Genomic DNA, 21,261 nt, shown 5'->3' on the forward strand with positions numbered 1-21,261 from the left:
GCAATGTGCTCCTCTTATTCTATGTATATTTACTCGCTTTCAAGTGTAAACTGGCTTTCGCTAGACCCTTCTTCACCTTTATTGCCTGACGCAAGTTTAATTTTTAAACGCAAGTCATTTGGCGCATCTGCATGTTTCAACGCATCTTCATATGAAATCATACCTTCGTTATACAGATCATGCAGCGCTTGGTCAAAAGTCTGCATACCAAGCTCTCTTGATTTGGTCATCACTTCTTTAATTTCATTGACTTGACCCTTACGGATATAATCTGAAATCAGTGGACTATTAATCAAAATTTCAATTGCTGCACGACGTGATTTTTTATCAATGGTCGGAATCAATTGTTGGGCGATCACGGCTTTTAAGTTCAGTGATAAATCCATATGCACTTGATGATGTCTGCTGCTTTCAAAGAAGTTGATGATCCGGTCAATCGCTTGGTTTGCATTGTTAGCATGCATGGTTGCCAACACCAAGTGACCTGTTTCAGCAAACGCCAATGCATATTCCATGACTTCTTGGGTTCGAATCTCACCAATTAAGATGACATCAGGCGCTTGTCGTAAGGTATTCTTAAGTGCAATTTCAAATGATGAGGTATCAATACCAACTTCGCGTTGAGTAATGATACAACCTGCATGTTGATGAATAAATTCAATCGGGTCTTCAATGGTAATGATATGTCCACGACTGTTTTTATTACGGTGACCAATAAGTGATGCAAGCGATGTTGATTTACCTGTACCTGTACCACCGACAAATAAAATGATGCCACGCTTTTCCATGATGATGTTTTTCAACACTTCAGGCAGTCTTAATTCTTCTGCCGATGGAATATGATGTTCAATACGACGAATAACCATACCGGGTAAATCACGCTGACAAAATGCACTGACACGGAAGCGGCGATCTTTTTCAGTATTGGTGATGGCAAAGTTACATTCTTTGGTATCAGCAAATTCTTGACGCTGTTTGTCATTCATAATGGAATGCAAAAGCTGAGAAATTGTTTCACCTGTCATATTGGTACGTGAGACAGGTGTTAATACCCCATTAATTTTCATTGAAGGTGCAATATCTGCAGTAATAAACAGATCCGAACCTTTCTTTTCACTCATAAAGTTGAGTAGATCGTTAAAATTCATGTTAATTGTCGTCTTAATCTTAATTATAGAAAGGCGTCAGGTTGTTTAGCTGCAGTTCTTGCCACTTCTTTGGTAATGACATTTTTTTGCACAAGGGTTTTTAAACTTTGATCGAGTGTCGTCATGCCAATACCAGCCCCTGTTTGAATGGCTGAGTACATTTGCGCAACTTTATTTTCACGAATTAAGTTTCGAATGGCAGGAACACCCAACATAATTTCATGCGCTGCGACACGACCACCGCCGTTTTTCTTGAGTAGGGCTTGGCAAATTACCGCTTGGAGTGATTCAGACAACATGGCACGCACCATGCCTTTTTCATCTGCTGGGAAGACATCAATAATACGGTCAATGGTTTTTGCAGCAGATGTGGTATGTAATGTACCAAACACCAAGTGACCTGTTTCAGCAGCAGAAAGTGCTAAGCGAATAGTTTCTAAGTCACGCATCTCACCGACAAGAATAATGTCTGGATCTTCACGTAATGCAGAACGTAGTGCTGCACTAAAACTGTTGGTATCGCGGTGAACTTCACGTTGGTTAACCAAACATTTTTTTGAGTCATAGACAAATTCAATTGGGTCTTCAACTGTTAAGATATGCTCATAACGCGTATCATTAATATAGTCGAGCATGGCTGATAACGTGGTCGATTTACCTGAGCCTGTTGGACCTGTGACCAATACAAGCCCACGTGGGAAGTCGCAAATTTGTTGGAAAATAGGGCCAAGACCGAGTGTTTCTAATGACAGGATTTTTGATGGAATGGTACGAAATACTGCACCAGCACCACGGTTGTGGTTAAATGCATTGACACGGAAACGTGCAACATTTGGCACTTCAAAAGAAAAGTCAGTTTCTAAGAATTCTTCAAAGTCTTGTCGTTGTTTATCGTTCATAATGTCGTACACAAGTCGGTGTACTTCTTTGTGTTCTAATGCAGGCACATTAATTCGTCTAACATCACCATCAACGCGGATCATTGGTGGTAAACCCGCAGAAAGATGTAAATCTGAAGCTTTATTTTTGACGGAAAACGCCAATAATTCGGTAATATCCATACATTATCCCCATGACAGTGTCATTAAAAAAAATCTTGCCATAGGATAATAACCATTTTATGAAATACACACCAACACTTTCGTTTTAGTATTTAATATATCAAGAGTTTTTGTTATGTATGATCTTTCTAAAGCACGGCAACAAGTGCTGGCACAAATCTATCAAGCATGTGAAACTGCACAGAGAAATGATGAATCTGTGACCTTGTTGGCTGTGTCTAAAACACATCCAAGTGATGCAATTCATGCCATGTATACAGCAGGACAACGTGATTTTGGCGAAAACTATTTACAAGAGGCTTTAACAAAGATAGATACGTTAAAAGCACTAGACATCGCTTGGCATTTTATTGGTCATATTCAGCGTAATAAAACCAAAGCGATTGCTGAGCATTTTTCTTGGGTACATGGTGTTGACCGTTTTATTATTGCAGAACGTTTATCAAATCAACGTCCAGCCGATTTACCGGCATTAAATGTCTGTATTCAAGTCAATATTGATCAGCAAGAAAGTAAAGATGGTTGTCATCCTGATGATGTCATGCTCTTGGTGGATCAAATCCAAGCATTACCGCAAATTCATCTGCGCGGATTGATGGTGATTCCTGCACCAGGGCATGATCAGGCATTTTTTGATGCTGAACAGTTATTTAAAGCGGTTGCAGCACGCTATCCTTACTTACAAATGTGGGATACATTAAGTATGGGCATGTCAGGTGATTTAACACCTGCGATTGCAGCAGGTTCAACTATGGTTCGTGTAGGTACAGCATTGTTTGGTGCACGAGACTACAGTTCATCATAGACCCAATGAAACAAGGACAAGGACGTACAGTTGGAAAATCGTAAAATAAAATATACTGCACTGTTGGTGGCATTAACGTTTTTTATGGAAAACCTAGATGCCACCATTATTGTCACGGCACTACCTGCTATGGCAGCCACTTTTCGAGTGGCTACAGTTGATTTAAATATTGGAATTAGCGCCTATTTGTTGGCTGTTGCAGTTTTTATTCCAATTGGCGGGTGGTTGGCTGACCGCTTTGGGGCACGGGTAATTTTTATCAGTGCGATTGTATTATTTACAGTGGCATCTATTTTATGCGCTTTGAGTAATGATTTAACATATTTTACTGTTGCTCGAATTGTTCAAGGTATTGGCGGAGCATTAATGGTGCCTGTTGGGCGCTTAGTGGTTATTCGTGCAACACCTAAAAAAGAGTTGGTTCAAGCGATTGCCTATATTACTTGGCCGGGTTTGATTGCGCCGATTATCGCGCCTGCAGTCGGTGGCTTTATGGTGACTCATTTTGCTTGGCAATGGATCTTTTATATTAATGTGCCGCTTGGATTATTTGCGATTTATGCAGGTTTGAAGCTCATTGAAAATACCAAAGATACAGAAATTGGTCGTTTTGATTGGATCGGATTTCTCATGTTGGCAACAGCATGTGCCATGGTAATGTATGGAATTGAGCGTGTAGGGCAAGATATTGCAGACGCGGCCACTTATTTAATCATTTGTGCTTTGGGTGTGGTGTTATTTATTTTAGCTGCACGCTATATGACACGTATTCCGCAACCATTATTAAAGTTTGATGCATTTCAGCATAAAACATTTGCAAGTAGTATTATTGGCGGTTCAATTTTTCGAATTTCAATTAGTGCTGTTCCGTTCTTATTACCGCTCATGTTCCAAGTGGCATTTGGCTTGTCTGCATTGCATGCAGGATTACTGATATTAACGGTCTTTGTCGGTAATATTGTTATGAAGCCATTTACTGCACGTATTATGCGCCGTTTTGGATTTAGAAAAATACTGATGGTGAATGGTGTAATTGGTGCAATCACCATTGCGAGTGGGGCATTATTTACCCCGGAAACACCATGGATTTGGATGGTAATTTTATTGTTTGTCAGTGGTTTAAGTCGCTCTTTACAGTTTACATGTTATAGCTCATTGAGCTTTGTCGATATTTTGCCGAAAGACAAACGCTATGCCACTACACAGTTTAGTTTATTTTTTCAAATCAGTTTAGGGATGGGTGTGGCACTTGCGGCCTTAATTTTACGCGGATTAATGCATATACAAGGTCATGATCAACCTGAGTTGGTTGACTTCCACTGGACTTATTTGATCATTGCAGCATTTTCACTATTGTCATTATTTGACACATTGAAGTTAAAAAAAGATGCAGGTGATGTGGTAAGTGGGTATCAGCAAAATGCCTCCCATTAACCCACTACAGTAATTTGGCTGGTACCTGCAGCGACAGGTTCAACACGGATTTGGGTAGGAATCCGTTCATGCATTTCTTGTACATGGGAAATTAATACCACTTTCCGTCCTTGGCTTTGTAAACGGTCAAGGGCATTCATGACAATATGCAATGACGTTGGGTCTAAAGTGCCAAAGCCTTCATCAATAAATAATGACTCTAATTTCATTGCACCTGATGCCATATTGGCAATTGCTAAAGCCAATGCCAATGAAACAAGAAAAGTTTCACCGCCTGACAACGACAAGACAGGGCGTATTTCACTGTTCATATCTTGGTCAATGATTGCAAGACCTAAGCTGTCAGGAATCCGTTTGAGTTGATAACGTTGTGATAACGGTTGTAATTGCTGATTCGCATACTCAACCAAAATGTCCAAATGGTGTTCTTGAGCAACTTTTTGAAATTTATTGCCTTCACGACTGCCAATTAATTCAGAAATTTTATGCCAACGGTGTACTTGCGCTTGTAGCTGTTCAATCTCTTTAAGATAGGCTTGTTGTTGTTGTTGAGCTGTTTGATCAGACAGCAATTGAGATTGCAGAATATCTTTACGTTCAACAGCATGATCAAGTTCAGCTTGATGCTTTTGTCGTTGCTCAGCAATTTCATGAGATTCGCATTCAGGTCGACTCTGCTCATGCGTGGCCAAATCGTGTGTAATCCGTTCAATACTTGCATTATTCAGCATCATTTGATGGTTAAAGTCATCAACTTCTTGCTGTAACTTTAAAATTTGATGACGTTGATAACCCAAACAGCTACTCACTAATGCATCATCAAATGCAGGGTGTGCTGCTAACCATGTTTCTTTGGCTTGTTGATGGTCATGTTTTTGTTGTTGCCAAACCTGATGTTGCTGTTGCAGGTCATCTAAATGACGTTTTTGCTGTTCATATTGTTGCTGTATATGTTGAAGCTGTTCAGCTTCGGCATGTTGAGCGGCAATCATCTCTTTTTTATTGTCATGAACCGCTTGAAACCATGCTTGCGTGGTTTTGTAGGTGGTTTCGGTATGCTTTGCAATGAGCTGTTGAATAGATAAAGCAATGGCTTGACCTTGGTTGGTAATGATAGAAATCTCTTCTTTGATTTCTTGAACTTGCTTTTCAATGCCGTGCAAGTCTTGCTTTTGAGGCAAAAGCTGTTGCCTAATGTGATGAATTTGCTCTTGTTGTTGTTGTAATTGGGTCTGAAAATCGACAATACATGGAATAGCATGTAAACAATGTTGAATACAATCTGCTTTTGCATTAGGCCATGCATGTTTGGTTTTTTCACAGTCTAAATGCATTAAAATATGCTGTTCTAACTGCTGAAGCTCTTGAATAGATACGGCAATCTGTTGTTGTTTTGCTTGTATTGCAAGATGTTGTTTAAACTCTATAAGCTGTTTTTGATTGGCTTCATGCGATTTGGTTTGTTGTTGTAAATGCTGCTCAAGCGTTGCACAGTAGGCTAAGAATTGTTGCTGTAGCTGTTCAAACGGTTGGTCCACCTGAATATCAGTATTTATTTGTTGAATATCACGGCTAATTTGTTCGAATTTGAGCGTAACTTTATCTGCTAACTCAGCGTGCTGCTGAATTAAAGTCGAATGTTGAGTCGATAATGCAGTATATGTTTGTTTGCTGTGTTGCCACTGTTCAAAAGCTGCTTTTTTATGCTGTTGAGCAGTGTCAAGTTGTTGTTGCTGAACTGCTGAAAAGGCTTGATCAAGCATGTTATGGTGGCTAACAAAAGGGTGGCTAGTACTTCCACAAACAAAGCAGGCTTGGTCAGGTTGTAGCTGTGCTCTTAATTTTTCAACATAATCGTTTTTGAGCAAATCTTGTTGTTGCAGTAAGTGTTGTAATTGAAGCAATTGTTGTTCAGCATGCTGAAACTGAGTTTCATGGGTGCTGACAATCTGCTCTTGTTTTGCGATGTCCGTAGTAAATTGATCTAATTGTAAGACATAGTCTGCTTTAAGCTGATATTGTTCAGCCAATTGCTCTAGTAATTGTGCTGTAAAATCAGCATGTTGTTTAATTTTTTGTTGTTGATTCAGTTGGCTATATTGCTTTTGGCACTGTTGTTCAAACTGATCAATATGCTGATATTTTTCAGTAAAATATAACAGTTGCTGTTGCTGTAGTCGCTGCTGTTTTTCAAAGGCGATAATATCGCTATGACCTGACTCAATCAGCTGTTTCCATAGATCATTTAAGCGCTTGAGTTTTTCAAGGTTGGCATTGGGTTCGCGGGCAAGCTTTAAAAAGCCATCATAGTGTTTAAGCTGTAAGCTGAGATGCTCTTGCTGCTGTTCAAGTGTTTTGAGCTGCTGTTCTTGCGCCCCAATATGGTGATTCAATGTACCAATGGCCAAGGTTTTTTGCTGTATATCTTGATCTTTTTGTTTGAACTGCGTGAGTAGTTGCTCACGTTGCGCATCTAAAGTAAACCCTTGCTGAAAAACAGGTTGTAATATATTGAGCTGTTGCTCGTGCTGTTTAATTTGATGTTCAGCTGCCGCACAGCGTTGTTGTTGCTGTTTAAACTGTTGTTGTATGGCTTGAAACTGTTGCTGATGGATGCTGATTTGTTGTTGGACATGCAGCTCATGTTGCTCTGCTTGTTGAATTGCCTCAAAACGGTGTCGAATATCTGAAAATTGGCTCAGCGCAATCAATTGCTGATTTTTTTCATCAATACTGGTTTTTACCGTCATTAACTGCTGTTGCTGTTTAAGATGATGGTCAAGCTGTGATTGGCTTAGATTGTATTTTTGAAACCACTGTTCTGCCTGTTCTAACTGTTTAATGAATTTAAGCTGTGCATCAATGTTGCGTTCAAGCTGTTGTTTTTCAATATGAAGCTGTTTTTTTTCTTCAATAGATAATAATTTGACATGACCTGCAAGGTCTTGCACGCGATCAAGCTCATAACGAATTGCTTTGGTTTTTTCAAAAGAGCGTTGGCTTACTAAACTAAAAATATTTGAATTGGTCAGATATTCTAATAAATCTGCACGTTCTTGATCTTTGGCCTTTAAAAATGCACCGACTTCAGATTGGGCAAGCAATACTGCACGGGAAAATTGCTCAAAAGTTAAACCAATGAGTTCTTGAATACAGGGGGTACATTCCGAAATTTTTTGTGTTAATACACGCCCATCTTCTAAACAGGTAACAGCGCGATCATGTTTGAGTTTGCCATCTACTTTTTGTCTTGCACGGCGAACTTCCCAATATGCACGATAGCGTTTTTGATCAAGTGCAATAAAATCGACTTCTGCACATCCAAAAGTACAGCCACGGCGTAAAATATGCTTAGGATCTTTTAACGTCATGCCTTGCCCACTGGCATCAGTTAAAGTACCAAGTGCACCATGTAAACGTGGAACTTGATCAAATAACGCCAAACACATTGCATCTAATAACGTGGATTTACCTGCGCCTGTTTTTCCGGTGATTGCAATTAAACCGGCATTGGCAAGCGGGGCAGATTCAAAATCAATAATTTGCTCTTGGGCAAGTGAGGCGAGATTTTGAAGACGTAAACGCGTTATTTTCATACAAAGCCTTCATCTGATGGCGATTGATCATCTTGTTTGAGTGCTTCAGCTTCATGCAACAAAGTTAAAAAATCTTGTTTGACTGACTCATCAGGTAAATACCCCATTTTTTTCCATAACTGATCAAACAGTTGAACAGGTGTGGGAGGAGCAAGATCAATTTTGCTGCTGTCTTGAGTATCAGATTCTGTTTGAACCACTTGACGAAAAATACGCAATAAACGGTAGCGCGACGGTGGCAAAGCCGCTTCAATCTGCTGTCTTAAATTTAAAGGTGGCGGTGTGAAACTATAATATTCAATATCAAGATATTCGCGTTGCTCAGTGGCTTCAATTTTATCAGTTGGCAATGCTTTAATCTCATCCATGACGTCAGATAATTCACCATTTAAACGGCACATATCGACACTGCGTGGTACATAAAGCGGTTGAAAGCGAAAGGGTGTACTTTGCTTAAAATCAATCCATGCTTCAACACATTGATGCTTATAATCTTTTTCACTTAAAGACAGTGGAATGGGTGAGCCACTATAGCGTACATGGTCTGCACCTACTTTTTGCGGACGATGTAAGTGACCTAATGCAACATAATCGACGTCGTCACCAAATAAGTCGGTTGATAATGCCTCTTGATGACCAATAATAATAGAGCGTTCTGATTCTGATTCAAGTCCGCCTTGCATATGTGCATGAGACATGACAATTAATGCTTGGTCTGCTGTTTTGCGTAACTTGGCTTCTTCAATTAAGGTTTGATGTAAATACTCAATTGCAGATTGACGATCTGTGGTATGTTCATTAAATCCTGTAATTTCAGCATGACGTAAAAAGGGTAATGCCACACACCATGCTACAATCTGCTTGGCTTGATCATATATAGGTAAAATTAAGCGATCTGTATCTAATGTATGGTCATCATGCCAACGGACCAATCCAACTGTTTTAGCATTGTACTTTTCTAATAAAGGTTCAATTTGTTCAATGCGATAACCTGAATCATGGTTGCCCGCAATCATTAAGGTTTGCATATGCGGAGCAACACGATGTGCTTCAGCTAAAAACTGATAAAGTTGTTTTTGTGCGCTTGATGATGGGTTAATAACATCAAAAATATCACCAGCAATAAGCAGGGCATTTGGCTGTTTTTCTTGAATTTGTTGAATGAGCCATGTCAAAAACTGTGTGTGTTCATAATGACGCGAATAGTGATAAAACAATTGCCCAAGATGCCAATCTGAGGTATGAATAAAATGTACTGCCATATCGTTATTACGTCTCTATTACCATATTACACAAAGTAATCACCAGTAATTTATCAATTAATATAATGTAGCAACCTTGAGTTGACTAGGTGGTTTAAAAATGACAATTCACACATACCAAATTACCCTAAATTGGCAAGGAAATTTAACACACAGTGCAACAGGGTACACTGATTATAGTCGAAACTTTTTAGTTTCACATTTAGGTAAAGAAAATATTTATGGTTCGGCTGACCGAGTGTCTATGGGTGACCCGACACGTTGGAATCCAGAACAATTATTGATTGCTGCTGCATCTGCATGTCACAAATTGTGGTATTTACACTTATGTGCTGTCAATCATTTACACGTAACACATTATGTCGATGACGCTTATGCAGAAGTGCAAAAAGCTGAAGATGGAAAAAAAGGGCAGGTCATTAAAATTGTGCTGTGTCCTCAAGTGACATTTCATGATGATGTTGATATCACTTTGGCATTGCAATTACATCAAGATGCCTATGCACAATCAGTGATTGCCAATGCCATATCTACACCTCTAGTTGTGCAGCCACATATCCAAGTGGAATAAGGTAGATTAAAAAAGAGTTGATCTGATGATCAACTCTTTTTTGATTATGGTGTGGCTTTCTTTTCTGCATCAGCAGCATGTTTGTGGGCATGTTCATGTGCATGCGCTTCTTTGGTTGCTTCTTGGCTTTTTGCTTCTGCTTTTTTATCTGCTTCATGTTTGTGTGGATTAACAGTTGATTTTGGCTCTTCATGCGTTGCTGCAAATGTTGGAAGCGCCATTGCAGATGAAGCTAAAGCAAGTGAGATGACTGCAAGCGTTTTTTTCATGATGTATCATCCTAGCGTGAGTGGTTTAAACAAATATATTACCAATACATTTTGGTAGCTATGCTTTATAAAATAATATAATAAACCGTTTCAATACGTATACTTAATATATGAATCCTGTGTGTTTAAACATTTGAGCGCAAAACACAAAATAAAAGGCCAATGATCCGAGTGATGGAGAATCATTGGCCCAAAAGTCTTAAGCAGTCGGTTATTTTTATAAGAAACCAAAAGACCGCCCGATGCATATAAATCACAACGCGTGTTGTGATTTATATGCTAAGTACCCTATATAACGACATGGGTTTAAAAATCGTTGACAATAAATTGAAAAAAAAATTAAAAAATTTGTACAATGAGGCATATTTAGAACAATGACGACATTCTGATGCTGAATTTATCTTTAACCAAATACTATGCTTGGTTTTTATTATTTTGTTTTATCTTTACGTGTATCAGCAGTGTATTAAGAACATTTTTCATCAGCCCAATTTCTTTTGTACTGTTGATTTTGCCTTATCTTGTCGCGATGGTGTCTGTACTTTATCTGTTTTTAAAGCAACAAAAGCGTGCGCCAACACGCCGTGAAATGTTTAAATTTGCAGGTATGTTGAATTTATTATTTTGGCTATTTAATTTTGTAGGCTTTGTTTTGGTTGTGCTGTGGATGGCAATACAAGATCCACGCATTTGGCAATACTTAGTGACCGTTGAGCCAAACCCACAACTGATTGCATTAATTAGTTTATTCATTGCAATTATTGCTGTGCCATTTTATGTCATTACTTTGTGGTTTTATGGCCCACAAGCCAAACGTATGGCTCAGCATATGTTTGGTTAAATGAGGTGACTTGGATTATAAACATTCGGGTCAACACTTAGCGGTTGTTGTAACATCAATTGTCTTAATAGCTGTGCTGATGCAGGACCCATACAAAGTCCATTACGAAAATGTCCTGTATTGAGCCAAACATTATTTAAATGTGGTAATACACCAATATATGGAATTCCATGTGGAGAACTCGGGCGAAGACCTGCCCATTGTTGAACAAGTGGCATTTTTTTCAATGCTGGCACCATTTGATAACTGGCATCTAAAATATGCTGTTGTAAACTATGTGAAATATCTTTATTAAATCCAATATCCTGCATACTAGAGCCACATACAATATGGCCATCTGCTCTTGGAATCAAATACATCACTTCATTCATACACATGGTAGGTAAAAAGCCTGGAGGTGCTTTAAAAAGCGCCATTTGCCCTTGGATCGGCTGAACTGGAATATGAATATTCAATTGCTGTGAAAATTGATGACTCCATGCTCCTGTACTAAACACAAATTCATCTGCAGTATAAATATGCCCATGTTGATCTTGAATATGTTGGAGCCGCTGATGCTCAAAATGAAGTTGTGTGATCTGCGTGTGCTCATGCCATTGGACATGTGGCAGTTGTTTTAAATAACACACTAAAGATTGTAAAAGTTTTGGATTACGAATATTGGCAAGGTGCGGAAAAAATAGAGCTTGTTTGAACTGTGCTGATATGTGTGGATTGGTGTTTAAAATATCAGATGCTTGCAGCAATTGAGCATGTTGCATGGGATTTTGGCTTTGGTCTGCATAAGATAGTCCCAAAGCAAAGTCACTTTCATCAAAAATTAACATGCCTGAATGGTGAATTTCAAAATCAATTTCAGTCACAGGCTTTAATTTTTCATTCCATGTTTGATACATGGTCTTTGCAGACTGGGCAAGCGCATTCACCGCGCTTGGATAGCGCCAAGGGTACATCGGCGATAAAATACCACCGCCTGCCCATGACGCTTCTGCACCTGCAAGGCGTTGATCGAATAAATCGACATGTACGCCTTGTTCGGCAAGTTCAAGTGCAGAGAGTAACCCAATAACGCCTGCACCAATGACCGCAACTTTCATTAGAACGACGATTGCATAACTTTAAGTTGGCGTGCTGCATCTTCAGCAAAATAAGTCCAAATGCCATCAGCACCTGCACGGCGACAGCTCATTAATGACTCTAAAATGACATCTTTAGACAGCCAACCTTGTTGGATTGCACCGGCCAACATGGCATATTCACCACTGACTTGATAAACAAAGGTTGGTACGCCAAAAGTATCTTTCACTTCACGAACCACATCAAGGTAAGGCATACCTGGCTTAATAATCACCATATCAGCACCTTCTTGAATATCTAAAGCAATCTCATGTAAAGCTTCAGCACGATTGCCAAAGTCCATTTGGTAATTCTTTTTATTACCACCTTTTAAATTACCCGCCGAACCAACTGCATCTCGAAATGGACCATAAAAATGAGAAGCATATTTTGCAGAATAAGCCATTAAACTGGTATAGCTGTGTCCGTGAGACTCTAAAGCATGACGAATAGCACCAATTCGACCATCCATCATGTCACTTGGTGCAATAATATCGGCACCCGCTTCCGCATGGCTTAATGCTTGCTGAATTAAACATTCAACTGTTTCGTCATTAAGAACATAACCTGTACGGTCAATAATCCCATCTTGACCATGTGTTGTATATGGATCAAGCGCACCATCAGTAATCACGACCATCTCAGGTAATTCTTTTTTAAGTAAACGACATGTGGTTTGTACTAAACCATCTTCACGCCATGCTGCTTCTGCATTTAAGCTTTTATCTTCTTCAGGGGTTACAGGGAAAAGTGCAATTTTTGATACGCCTAATTCAAGCAAAGTTTCAGCTTTTTTTAACAGTAAATCTGCAGATAACCGTTGTATATTTGGCATGCTTGTAATATCTTGCGATTGCTGCTGACCTGGCAATACAAAAACTGGATAAATTAAATGATTGGTAGATAAATGTGTTTCTCTGACCATAGACCTTAACTGATCATTTCTACGAATTCTGCGCATGCGCGTTGCAGGAAAGGCAGGGCGATTAAACGTATACGTCATGATGCTCTCGGTCATTTTAATGTTAAAGAAACCATTGTAGACCTTTCGCATACATTATGGAATATGATGATTTAGCGTCTGATTCAATAGTAAATATTGGTAAAAACAATGCTAAAAATCATTGAGCCTGATCATGACAAAGATGTATGAAAAACCGTGTAAATGTATGCAGCTTTTTTACTTTAAGGTTTTTTTTAAATAAGCTCGGTATAGTCAGCGGTCAATAATTTCCTTTTTATTTATTTTATTTTTACGGTGAATTTCTGTTGTAGATGCAACAGGGTATGTTGTACGTAACATTAAATTTGATCAGGAAATGCAAAGGTATAATTTAGGGTGAAGCATGAGTGAACAAACATTGTCGAGCGAAGAGGGGTCATCTACACAAGCTGATGCAACTCGACAAAAGCGTAAAAAACTTTTATCGCTGGTGGCGATTTTATTTATCATTGGTGTCGTGGTGTATGTCATTTGGCATGTTTTTTTTAGCCAAAGTGAAGATACCGACAATGCTTATGTTGGTGCCAATACAGCCCAAGTTAATTCAGTGATTAGTGGTCAAGTTCAGCAGGTTTTGGTAGATGACACACAATATGTCCACGCAGGTGACGTAGTCATCAAGCTTGATGACCGTGATGCCAAAATTGCAGTCGCGCAGGCTGAAGCAGATTTGCTCAAGGTTAAACGCCAATATGGTCAAACAGAAGCCAATAGTGACAGTTTAACATCACAAATTCGTGCCACAGATAGCGCCATTCAAAGCCAACAAGCGCAAGTAAATAAAGCACAGTCTGATTTAATCCGTGCACAAAAAGATTTAGAACGCCGTACAGCGCTGAATGCATCAGGGGCAATTTCTAAAGAAGAATATACCACTGCACAAAATGCATTAAATACAGCGCAAGCCAATTTGGCATTGAATAAAGCGGGATTGGCGCAGGCCATTTCAAATCAGAAAGTTGCTGAAAGTAACTTAAAAGCCAATGAGGCACTGATAAAAGGCACTACCTCAAATACAACGCCTGATGTGCTTGCGGCACAAGCAAAACTTGATCAAGCCAATTTAAATTTAACACGAACCGTGATTAAAGCACCGATTGACGGCATTATAACCAACCGTAATGTACAAGTTGGACAAACAATCTCTTCAGGCAGTGCTTTGATGTTGATTGTTCCAATTCATGCTTTATATGTTGATGCCAATTTTAAAGAAAACCAACTGGCACATGTCAAACCGGGTCAGGTGGTGAAATTGACCTCAGACTTATATGGTGATGATGTCGTGTTTCATGGCACAGTGGTTGGATTATCTGGTGGGACAGGGGCTGCATTTGCTTTAATTCCTGCACAAAATGCCACAGGCAACTGGATTAAAGTGGTTCAGCGACTACCGGTACGAATTCATTTACAGCCTGAGGAATTAAAAAAACATCCGCTTCGTGTTGGGTTATCAATGACTGCAACTGTGGATTTAAAGTCAGACTAATATGAGTACATTTACCCCATTTGGTGATCTGACAGGTCGAAAACTGTTATTGGCAACATTGGTTTTGGCTTTAGCCAACTTTATGGTTGTTGTTGATACCACCATTGCCAATGTCGCAGTAGCACATATCACAGGCAGTTTGGCAGTATCTACCACCCAAGGGACATGGATTATTACTTCATATGCTGTCGCAGAAGCCATTTGTGTACCACTAACAGGTTGGCTTGCAGGCAGGTTTGGTGCAGTAAGGGTCTTTGCATCATGCTTAATGGGCTTTACTGCATTTTCAATATTATGTGGCTTTTCCCATACTTTAGAAATGCTGGTCTTTTGCCGAATCGGGCAAGGACTATTCGGTGGCCCACTGATGCCGCTGAGCCAAGCTTTATTAATGCGTATACATCCACCTGAAAAGCATGCGCAGGCGATGGGGCTATGGGCAATGACCACGGTTGTTGGCCCGATTGTTGGTCCAATTATGGGGGGGTGGATTTGTGATAATTTGTCATGGCATTGGATTTTCTTTATTAATTTACCGATTGGAATTGTGTGTATTTTTGCCGTCTTACACCTTTTAAAGCCTGCCGAAACACAAATTGCTGCAGTCAAAGTCGATGCGATTGGTTTATCGTTATTGGTCATTGCAGTGGGTGCATTACAGTTAATGTTAGACTTAGGACATGACCATGATTGGTTCTCAAGTCAACTGATACAAGCCTTGTCAATTACATCATTTATGGCATTTGTCATATTTATCATTTGGGAAATGACTGAAAAAAATCCCATTGTAAATATATCTATTTTTCGGCACAAAGGCTTTTCAATTGCTGTTTTGACTTTAGGTTGCGGCTTTGGTGCATTTTTTGGCAGTATTGTTTTAATTCCGCAGTGGTTGCAAACCAATATGGGATATACCGCCACATGGGCAGGCTATTTGACGGCCACGATGGGCATTGGAAGTATGACCATGTCCCCGATTGTTGCTAAACTCTCAACCAAAATGGATCAACGGATTTTAGCAAGCTTTGGTTTGGTTATTTTAGCAGGTGTGACATTCATGCGGGCTTTTTGGAACAATGAAGCAGATTTTATGGCATTAGCATGGCCGCAAATCTTACAGGGTTTTGGCATTCCATTTTTCTTTATTCCATTAACTAACTTGGCCTTGGGGTCGGTATTACCAAGTGAAGTGGCATCTGCTGCTGGATTAATGAGTTTTGTTCGAACCATGGGTGGGGCAATTGGCGCATCACTTGCCGTGACTATTTGGGATGATCATGCAAGTATTTCACGCAGTGAAATGGTGTCTAGGCTTCATCCTGAAACCACTGTGGATATGCTTGTATCACAAGGCTATAGCCACCAAGCTGCACTTGCTACAATTTCAAATCTTGTGAATCAGCAGGCATTAACACAATCTGCAAATCATGTCTTTTTGGTTTTTTCTACTATTTTTATCTTGGGTGCGCTAGTCATTTGGTTGTGCCCAAAACCAAAGAAAGTTGCTGCGGGTCCAACACATTAAATAATGCACCATCTAAAGCGCTGTTATAATAATAGCGTGATAGATGGTGTAATGGTTTTATGCGAGTTGATTATATTCTTCGTCAGAAACATCATCAAAAATATCAGTTGCAGTATTTTCGCCTGGCACAGTAATGGCAATATGAGATAACCAATTGTCTTTACTTGCGCCGTGCCAATGTTTTGTACCTGCTTTAACATTAATAACATCACCGGCTTGAATGCGCTGTGCTGGTTGCCCATCTTCTTGATGCCAACCTGTACCGCCTGTAATTAATAAAATTTCAGCAGTATGATGATAATGCCATTTGGTGCGTGCTGATGGTGAGAAAGTGATGTTAGAAATTTCTACAGGATCCGTAGATAGGTCACTGCGGTAGCTAGTACCTGTGAAAAAAACAGCAAACTCTTCACTGGTAATGCCTTTATCAAATACGGTGTTGCCGTCAAAGTTTTCAGTTGTCATAATAGATTGCCTTTTATTTAATTCATGTTGTTGTTATGGATTTTTATACTAGCATGGTGAAAAAACGTTCTATGTTAAAATTACCATTTAGCATCACTCACGGTGCGATTATTAACACAAAAACACGTCTCATCACATATCTCAACGTTTTTAAAGAATAAATTTAAGCTGTCATTAAAATTATTGTAAAAACAGAAGTTTTGGAATCAAAGCAAGTTTGTTTTTAAAGGGATGATTATTTTAAATACAAAACTTTGAAGATTATTTTGACTAAATAAAAAACAGTTTGTTGTAATAATTTACTCACATTTCATTTAGATGACTACAAAGCATAGCAAAATGCTAAATCTATGTTATAGTAACAAAACATCAAGGGGATGTTATTGGCTTCGACGCTGGTAATGAAACTTATAGATGCATGCCGAGAGCGCATTTTCTCTCGTAAATAAAATTTGCATTTTTTTAGTCGCAAACGACAAATCTTACGCTCTAGCTGCCTAAGGGCAGTTTGTCCGACCGTTAGTTTACTTGTGGTCTAACAGTCCGATCGAAGCGCACGCACACAAGTCCGTATAAAACCAAGCCTCGGGGTTTTGTACTAAATTAAGAGGATCGCGCTTTAAACCCTGTTCGTCGGGTCTTTCAGTGTTAAAACAATAGACGATATCTAAGCATGTAGTATTCTCGAGCGTAGTGCTGGCGGACGCGGGTTCAACTCCCGCCATCTCCACCATATACTTAAACTTATATGCTCTAATATGAAAAATGTAAGTTATAAAGCCTTGATTCTTAACGGATTGAGGTTTTTTTTATGCCTAAACATAGTGTTATATGGGTTTATATAGCGTTATATAGTATTGCTTAGCATGTATCCCTACGTGTATCCTTTCATATTTATTGAAACCGTAGGGATACAAGAAAATGAAAAGGTCAGATATAAAACGTCGTCCGTTGTCGGATACTGCCTTAGCAAGTCTTGAGCCTGAGGATAAGGAATATAGAGAGTTAGACGGTAATGGGCTGTACTTTAGAGTTAAGAAAGACGGCAACAAGTCATGGCAACTTAGATATAAAAAACCATGTGGTAAGTGGTCGTGGCTAGGTATTGGTGGCTACCCTGAAATAGGCGGACAGCTTGCAAGGAAGAAAGCCCAAGACTTTATGGTAGACATAGGCAAGGGCGAAAACCCAGTCATTACCAAGCAACAGCGTAAAAGAAAAGAATTAGAAGAAAATACGGCGACATTTGAAGCCTTAGCGAAAGAATGGCTCACCACAAAACAAGGTAAGTGGGTAGATGCCACAATGACCCGTAATAGGGGAGCATTAGAAAAACATATATTTCCGACCTTTGGTAAACGGCTATTTGCATCTATACGCCCTATTGAGTGGTTAGAGCATTTAAAACGTATTCAGCAACAACAACAGATATTTGAGCAAGTAAACCGTATGCGTTCTATGTGCAGGGATATATACGACTATGGCAAAGTGACTGGACGTATTGATTACAACCCACTAGAGGGCTTACACAAATACCTAGAGCAAGGTAAAAAAGAAAACATGGCTCATGTGAGCGAACAAGAATTACCAATATTACTCAGAGCCATAGATAACTACCCAACGCCTGACATGAAAATAGGTTTAAAGCTGTTAGCTATGTTGTTTTGCCGACCAAGTGAGTTAAGACAAGCCCAGTGGGGTGAGTTTGATCTAGTCCAAGCAATATGGACGATACCTCAAGAGCGTATGAAGAAACGCCGTGAGCATATTATCCCATTACCTACACAAGCCATTGAGCTACTGGCAGAGTTAAAGCCTTTGAGTGGTCATTCAGACTATTTATTTCCTAGCCGATCTAATAACCATAAGCCCAAGTCAGACACCGTATTTATTATGGCACTACGGCGTTTAGGGTATGAGGGCAGACAAACACCACACGGATTTAGACATATTGCCAGTACCATATTAAACAATAAAGGTTTTGACGAGCGTCATGTGGAATCAGCCCTAGCACACGTTAAAGACGGCGTGGCAGGGGTATATAACAAAGCCCAGTACATAGAGGACAGAAAGACCTTAATGCAATGGTATGCCAACTATTTAGAAGAACTTGCAGACGATAGCGTAATTCAATTTAAAAAAGCATAACGGCGATATAACTTATCGCCCTAATTGGTTTTATATGGGCATTTATAGGTGAATATGGGTTATTATTAGAGCGTTAAGTCTAGCCTGACGGGGCGAAAGTACACTACCCAAGTGTATTGGCTTAACTTATTTTCTTTGGGTGCTGTGGGAGGTATTGAGTTTGAGTAAGTGTGAAAATGATTTAAACAGCTTAAAACAGCAGTTTATTAGTATTTATGACTTACTAGAGTTGCTTACTAATATTGATAATTCTAGCCCACAAGTTATAGCAAAATGGTTAATGCATAATAAAAGTATTCTATTACGTTCAAAATCTCTAGTTTTTCAAAATGAATATGATTTAAAGGAATACGAACTTATTAATAATGCTCAGTTTCTATCACCTCTAAAAACCATAGAATTACTTGCAGATGGTGTTGATAGTGATGACATATGTGATATGGATATCTTGGGCTTTTCACGGTGGCAATTGTTAATCGATTTAAAGAGAGTGGGTTTTGCTATACCTGATAGTGAAATAAAAAGAAGTGAGGCATATATATCCACAATTTGCCATGATACAGATGATAATTTTTATAAAAATCAATGCATTACTCTAAGAGAACAATATGTTTCTATTTCAAATAAAAAATTTATAGATCAGCCTGTAAAACAAAAACACAATATTCGTCATATTGATCTTTTAGACCCTCAAAAGCCTCTTATGTATAACAAAAGACTTGCATGTTTACTTAGGGTTACTTATGACTTATTACATTTAGAAAAATTTGATCATCAGCCAACAAAAGAAAAACGAATAACCGATTGTTTGGAGGAGTACGGAAGTGATTATGGTTACCCAGCTACTGACACTAATGTTAAGCATTTTTCTTATTTAATTCACACAAGAAGTAAGTCAAAAAAAGTGGCAAAAGAATTAATGGAAGATATTATAAATCCACACTAAAAATACTATTTTGACTTGGAAAAGATGGCTTATTAAAACTAAATACTAATCAGACCGACCAAAATAGTATTTTAGACAATTAAAATACTATCTCTATTACTAAAAAAGATATTTTAACGACAGTTTCTAGTTTTTTTAACGATAAAAATCATATATTTAAAGATTAAAATAACATTTTTTTCATTGTTCTAATTTGTTCTTATATATCCATACCTAAACGTATGGAGCTATAGAAATGCAACCTTTAAGAATTACATATAATCAAGCATGCCACTTGCTAGGCATTACTCGCAGTACCTTGCGAGATTTACCAAAAAAAGACCCATCATTCCCGAAGTGCTACAAATTTGGTAGTACACGACAAGCACCGGTCTATTACGATTATGCCGATCTATTAGCATGGCATAACGCACAAAAAGAAAAAGCTACTGGTGTGGAGGCATAACCCCATGACCAAGACACATCAAACTGCCGTATTAACCCACTTCAAAGACGGTAAGACCATAACCCAAGCTGAGGCTATTTGCTATTACGACTGTTACCGCCTAAGTGCTGTTATAGATCGACTACGCAAGCAAGGCTATAACATCGTTACACATGCAGAGCCTAACCTAAATAACAAAGGCACTCATGCACGTTATGAATTGGTAGAGGTGCAAGCATGAAAGGATTAATCATTTCTCAATATCATGGCGTAGATTGCCAATTTAATGAAGATGGGTGGTTTAACGCTACATTGGTCGCAAGCCGATATAACAAGCAAGTACATGAATGGGTACGATTACCTGAAACCCAAAAATACTTAGAAGCACTTGAACGCAAATACGGGAAAATCCCGTATTTGAAAACTAGACGCGGAAATAATGGCGGTACATGGCTACACCCAAAATTAGCAGTACGTTTCGCTCAATGGCTAGATATAGACTTTGCTATTTGGTGTGATGAACAAATAGATCAATTATTACGAGGTAAACACCCGGTATTAGATAAGAAGCGGTTACGTCATCAAACAGCTTCAACCTTTAAAGTATTGACTGCTGTACTTAAAAACACCCTAGAACAACAGGGTAAAGAGGTGAAACGGTATCATTTTATGAATGAAGCACGGCTTATTAACTGGGCTTTGAATGGTGAGTTTAAAGGATTAGACAGAGATAGCCTGAGCTATGAGGACTTAGACCTACTAGCAAGCCTTGAGGTACAAGACCTGATATTGATTGCATCAAAATGTACCTATGAGGAGCGTAAAACAGCATTACAGGAACATACCCAACAGGTTATGCACAAGCCTACTCAAAGCATCACGTATGCAAGCATGGAGGCTTAAACATGACTAAAACCAACTTTGGATTAACCATCAAAAACAAAGCATTACTAGGGTGTGGTGATTTCTACCATACCTATAGCATTGATAATACAGGTAAACGCAAAAGTGCGTTCACGGCGTACCTGAGCCACCACCTGACAGGTGAGGTTATCGTCAAAAATGACGTAAAGGTACAACCTCAAACTGAGGACATGCTTCAACCACCAACGGCGGACGAACAACACGTAAATAATGTAAACATCAGACAACATATACACA

At 39.0% G+C, this 21,261-nt stretch carries 19 protein-coding genes and 1 other RNA gene; 12 read left to right on the forward strand and 8 right to left on the reverse strand.

All coding sequences use genetic code 11. The features are described 5' to 3' along the window. Positions 1-29: 29 nt before the first annotated feature. Both CFY84_RS00140 and CFY84_RS00145 read right to left on the reverse strand, forming a co-directional pair. Positions 30-1,148, reverse strand: coding sequence for a PilT/PilU family type 4a pilus ATPase (locus CFY84_RS00140; RefSeq protein ID WP_088822135.1), 1,119 nt, complete (start codon positions 1,146-1,148; stop codon positions 30-32). Positions 1,149-1,171: 23 nt separating this feature from the next. Continuing rightward, a complete protein-coding gene (locus tag CFY84_RS00145; RefSeq protein WP_088822136.1) occupies positions 1,172-2,209 on the reverse strand; it encodes a type IV pilus twitching motility protein PilT in 1,038 nt (345 codons plus the stop codon). Between the two features lie 115 nt (positions 2,210-2,324). On the opposite strand from CFY84_RS00145, the gene CFY84_RS00150 reads away from it, so the two are divergent. Together CFY84_RS00150 and CFY84_RS00155 are read left to right on the forward strand one after the other, a co-directional pair. Continuing rightward, entirely contained in the window at positions 2,325-3,014 is a 690-nt protein-coding gene (locus CFY84_RS00150) for a YggS family pyridoxal phosphate-dependent enzyme (RefSeq protein WP_088822137.1), read from the forward strand. Between the two features lie 30 nt (positions 3,015-3,044). Next, entirely contained in the window at positions 3,045-4,448 is a 1,404-nt protein-coding gene (locus CFY84_RS00155) for an MFS transporter (RefSeq protein WP_088822138.1), read from the forward strand. Here CFY84_RS00155 and CFY84_RS00160 read toward each other — a convergent pair. Together CFY84_RS00160 and CFY84_RS00165 are read right to left on the reverse strand one after the other, a co-directional pair. Beyond that, positions 4,445-8,044: an AAA family ATPase gene (locus tag CFY84_RS00160; RefSeq protein WP_088822139.1), complete on the reverse strand. Its 3,600-nt coding sequence runs from the start codon at positions 8,042-8,044 to the stop codon at positions 4,445-4,447. The genes CFY84_RS00155 and CFY84_RS00160 overlap by 4 nt on opposite strands. Further along, entirely contained in the window at positions 8,041-9,306 is a 1,266-nt protein-coding gene (locus CFY84_RS00165) for an exonuclease SbcCD subunit D (protein WP_088822140.1), read from the reverse strand. Before CFY84_RS00165 ends, CFY84_RS00160 begins: the two co-directional genes overlap by 4 nt. Positions 9,307-9,406: 100 nt before the next feature. Between CFY84_RS00165 and CFY84_RS00170 the strand changes: the two genes are divergently transcribed. Beyond that, positions 9,407-9,877 carry an OsmC family protein gene (locus CFY84_RS00170; RefSeq protein ID WP_088822141.1) on the forward strand — a complete coding sequence of 157 codons (471 nt, stop codon included), beginning with the start codon at positions 9,407-9,409 and terminating at the stop codon, positions 9,875-9,877. A gap of 44 nt (positions 9,878-9,921) precedes the next feature. Here the strand turns inward: CFY84_RS00170 and CFY84_RS00175 are convergent, their stop codons facing one another. Next, positions 9,922-10,146 carry a hypothetical protein gene (locus CFY84_RS00175; RefSeq protein WP_088822142.1) on the reverse strand — a complete coding sequence of 75 codons (225 nt, stop codon included), beginning with the start codon at positions 10,144-10,146 and terminating at the stop codon, positions 9,922-9,924. Between the two features lie 388 nt (positions 10,147-10,534). On the opposite strand from CFY84_RS00175, the gene CFY84_RS00180 reads away from it, so the two are divergent. Then, positions 10,535-10,987: an ABZJ_00895 family protein gene (locus CFY84_RS00180; RefSeq protein WP_088822143.1), complete on the forward strand. Its 453-nt coding sequence runs from the start codon at positions 10,535-10,537 to the stop codon at positions 10,985-10,987. Here the strand turns inward: CFY84_RS00180 and thiO are convergent. Continuing rightward, positions 10,984-12,084 (reverse strand): glycine oxidase ThiO, encoded by a 1,101-nt coding sequence (thiO, locus tag CFY84_RS00185; RefSeq protein WP_088822144.1) that lies wholly within the window; start codon positions 12,082-12,084, stop codon positions 10,984-10,986. The genes CFY84_RS00180 and thiO overlap by 4 nt on opposite strands. Beyond that, a complete protein-coding gene (hemB, locus tag CFY84_RS00190; protein ID WP_088822145.1) occupies positions 12,084-13,106 on the reverse strand; it encodes a porphobilinogen synthase in 1,023 nt (340 codons plus the stop codon). The genes thiO and hemB overlap by 1 nt, the downstream gene beginning before the upstream one ends. Positions 13,107-13,449: 343 nt before the next feature. Here hemB and CFY84_RS00195 point away from each other — a divergent pair, with 343 nt between their 5' ends. Both CFY84_RS00195 and CFY84_RS00200 read left to right on the forward strand, forming a co-directional pair. Then, positions 13,450-14,592 (forward strand): HlyD family secretion protein, encoded by a 1,143-nt coding sequence (locus CFY84_RS00195; RefSeq protein ID WP_088822146.1) that lies wholly within the window; start codon positions 13,450-13,452, stop codon positions 14,590-14,592. A 1-nt stretch (position 14,593) separates the two neighbouring features. Next, on the forward strand, positions 14,594-16,117 hold the full coding sequence (locus CFY84_RS00200) for a DHA2 family efflux MFS transporter permease subunit (RefSeq protein WP_088822147.1): 1,524 nt from the start codon (positions 14,594-14,596) through the stop codon (positions 16,115-16,117). A gap of 57 nt (positions 16,118-16,174) precedes the next feature. Here the strand turns inward: CFY84_RS00200 and CFY84_RS00205 are convergent, their stop codons facing one another. Beyond that, on the reverse strand, positions 16,175-16,582 hold the full coding sequence (locus CFY84_RS00205; protein ID WP_088822148.1) for a cupin domain-containing protein: 408 nt from the start codon (positions 16,580-16,582) through the stop codon (positions 16,175-16,177). A gap of 373 nt (positions 16,583-16,955) precedes the next feature. On the opposite strand from CFY84_RS00205, the gene ssrA reads away from it, so the two are divergent. The 6 genes from ssrA to CFY84_RS11315 all read left to right on the forward strand — a co-directional run bounded on the left by ssrA (position 16,956) and on the right by CFY84_RS11315 (position 21,003). Further along, positions 16,956-17,315, forward strand: a transfer-messenger RNA (tmRNA) gene (ssrA, locus tag CFY84_RS00210). Positions 17,316-17,503: 188 nt separating this feature from the next. Beyond that, positions 17,504-18,730 (forward strand): tyrosine-type recombinase/integrase, encoded by a 1,227-nt coding sequence (locus tag CFY84_RS00215; protein WP_088822149.1) that lies wholly within the window; start codon positions 17,504-17,506, stop codon positions 18,728-18,730. A gap of 160 nt (positions 18,731-18,890) precedes the next feature. After that, positions 18,891-19,676: a hypothetical protein gene (locus CFY84_RS00220; protein ID WP_143218742.1), complete on the forward strand. Its 786-nt coding sequence runs from the start codon at positions 18,891-18,893 to the stop codon at positions 19,674-19,676. Between the two features lie 235 nt (positions 19,677-19,911). After that, the gene (locus tag CFY84_RS00225) at positions 19,912-20,121 is read left to right on the forward strand and encodes a helix-turn-helix transcriptional regulator (protein ID WP_088822151.1); all 210 of its coding nucleotides are present in this window, start codon (positions 19,912-19,914) and stop codon (positions 20,119-20,121) included. A 4-nt stretch (positions 20,122-20,125) separates the two neighbouring features. Beyond that, entirely contained in the window at positions 20,126-20,341 is a 216-nt protein-coding gene (locus CFY84_RS00230; RefSeq protein ID WP_088822152.1) for a helix-turn-helix domain-containing protein, read from the forward strand. Then, on the forward strand, positions 20,338-21,003 hold the full coding sequence (locus CFY84_RS11315; RefSeq protein ID WP_228149565.1) for a KilA-N domain-containing protein: 666 nt from the start codon (positions 20,338-20,340) through the stop codon (positions 21,001-21,003). The genes CFY84_RS00230 and CFY84_RS11315 overlap by 4 nt, the downstream gene beginning before the upstream one ends. The last annotated feature ends 258 nt before the right edge of the window (positions 21,004-21,261 follow it).

The organism is Acinetobacter apis (assembly GCF_900197575.1).
Classification (GTDB): Bacteria; Pseudomonadota; Gammaproteobacteria; order Pseudomonadales; family Moraxellaceae; genus Acinetobacter; species Acinetobacter apis.

Bases quoted from the DNA above. Each gene is read 5' to 3' on its own strand.
- CFY84_RS00205 (WP_088822148.1), bottom strand. From the start codon at position 16,582: ATGACAACTGAAAACTTTGACGGCAACACCGTATTTGATAAAGGCATT.
- CFY84_RS00175 (WP_088822142.1), bottom strand. From the start codon at position 10,146: ATGAAAAAAACGCTTGCAGTCATCTCACTTGCTTTAGCTTCATCTGCA.
- CFY84_RS00170 (WP_088822141.1), top strand. From the start codon at position 9,407: ATGACAATTCACACATACCAAATTACCCTAAATTGGCAAGGAAATTTA.
- CFY84_RS00195 (WP_088822146.1), top strand. From the start codon at position 13,450: ATGAGTGAACAAACATTGTCGAGCGAAGAGGGGTCATCTACACAAGCT.
- CFY84_RS00200 (WP_088822147.1), top strand. From the start codon at position 14,594: ATGAGTACATTTACCCCATTTGGTGATCTGACAGGTCGAAAACTGTTA.
- thiO (WP_088822144.1), bottom strand. From the start codon at position 12,084: ATGAAAGTTGCGGTCATTGGTGCAGGCGTTATTGGGTTACTCTCTGCA.
- CFY84_RS00215 (WP_088822149.1), top strand. From the start codon at position 17,504: ATGAAAAGGTCAGATATAAAACGTCGTCCGTTGTCGGATACTGCCTTA.
- CFY84_RS00145 (WP_088822136.1), bottom strand. From the start codon at position 2,209: ATGGATATTACCGAATTATTGGCGTTTTCCGTCAAAAATAAAGCTTCA.
- CFY84_RS00160 (WP_088822139.1), bottom strand. From the start codon at position 8,044: ATGAAAATAACGCGTTTACGTCTTCAAAATCTCGCCTCACTTGCCCAA.
- CFY84_RS00230 (WP_088822152.1), top strand. From the start codon at position 20,126: ATGACCAAGACACATCAAACTGCCGTATTAACCCACTTCAAAGACGGT.
- CFY84_RS00165 (WP_088822140.1), bottom strand. From the start codon at position 9,306: ATGGCAGTACATTTTATTCATACCTCAGATTGGCATCTTGGGCAATTG.
- hemB (WP_088822145.1), bottom strand. From the start codon at position 13,106: ATGACGTATACGTTTAATCGCCCTGCCTTTCCTGCAACGCGCATGCGC.
- CFY84_RS00140 (WP_088822135.1), bottom strand. From the start codon at position 1,148: ATGAATTTTAACGATCTACTCAACTTTATGAGTGAAAAGAAAGGTTCG.
- CFY84_RS11315 (WP_228149565.1), top strand. From the start codon at position 20,338: ATGAAAGGATTAATCATTTCTCAATATCATGGCGTAGATTGCCAATTT.
- CFY84_RS00225 (WP_088822151.1), top strand. From the start codon at position 19,912: ATGCAACCTTTAAGAATTACATATAATCAAGCATGCCACTTGCTAGGC.
- CFY84_RS00180 (WP_088822143.1), top strand. From the start codon at position 10,535: ATGCTGAATTTATCTTTAACCAAATACTATGCTTGGTTTTTATTATTT.
- CFY84_RS00150 (WP_088822137.1), top strand. From the start codon at position 2,325: ATGTATGATCTTTCTAAAGCACGGCAACAAGTGCTGGCACAAATCTAT.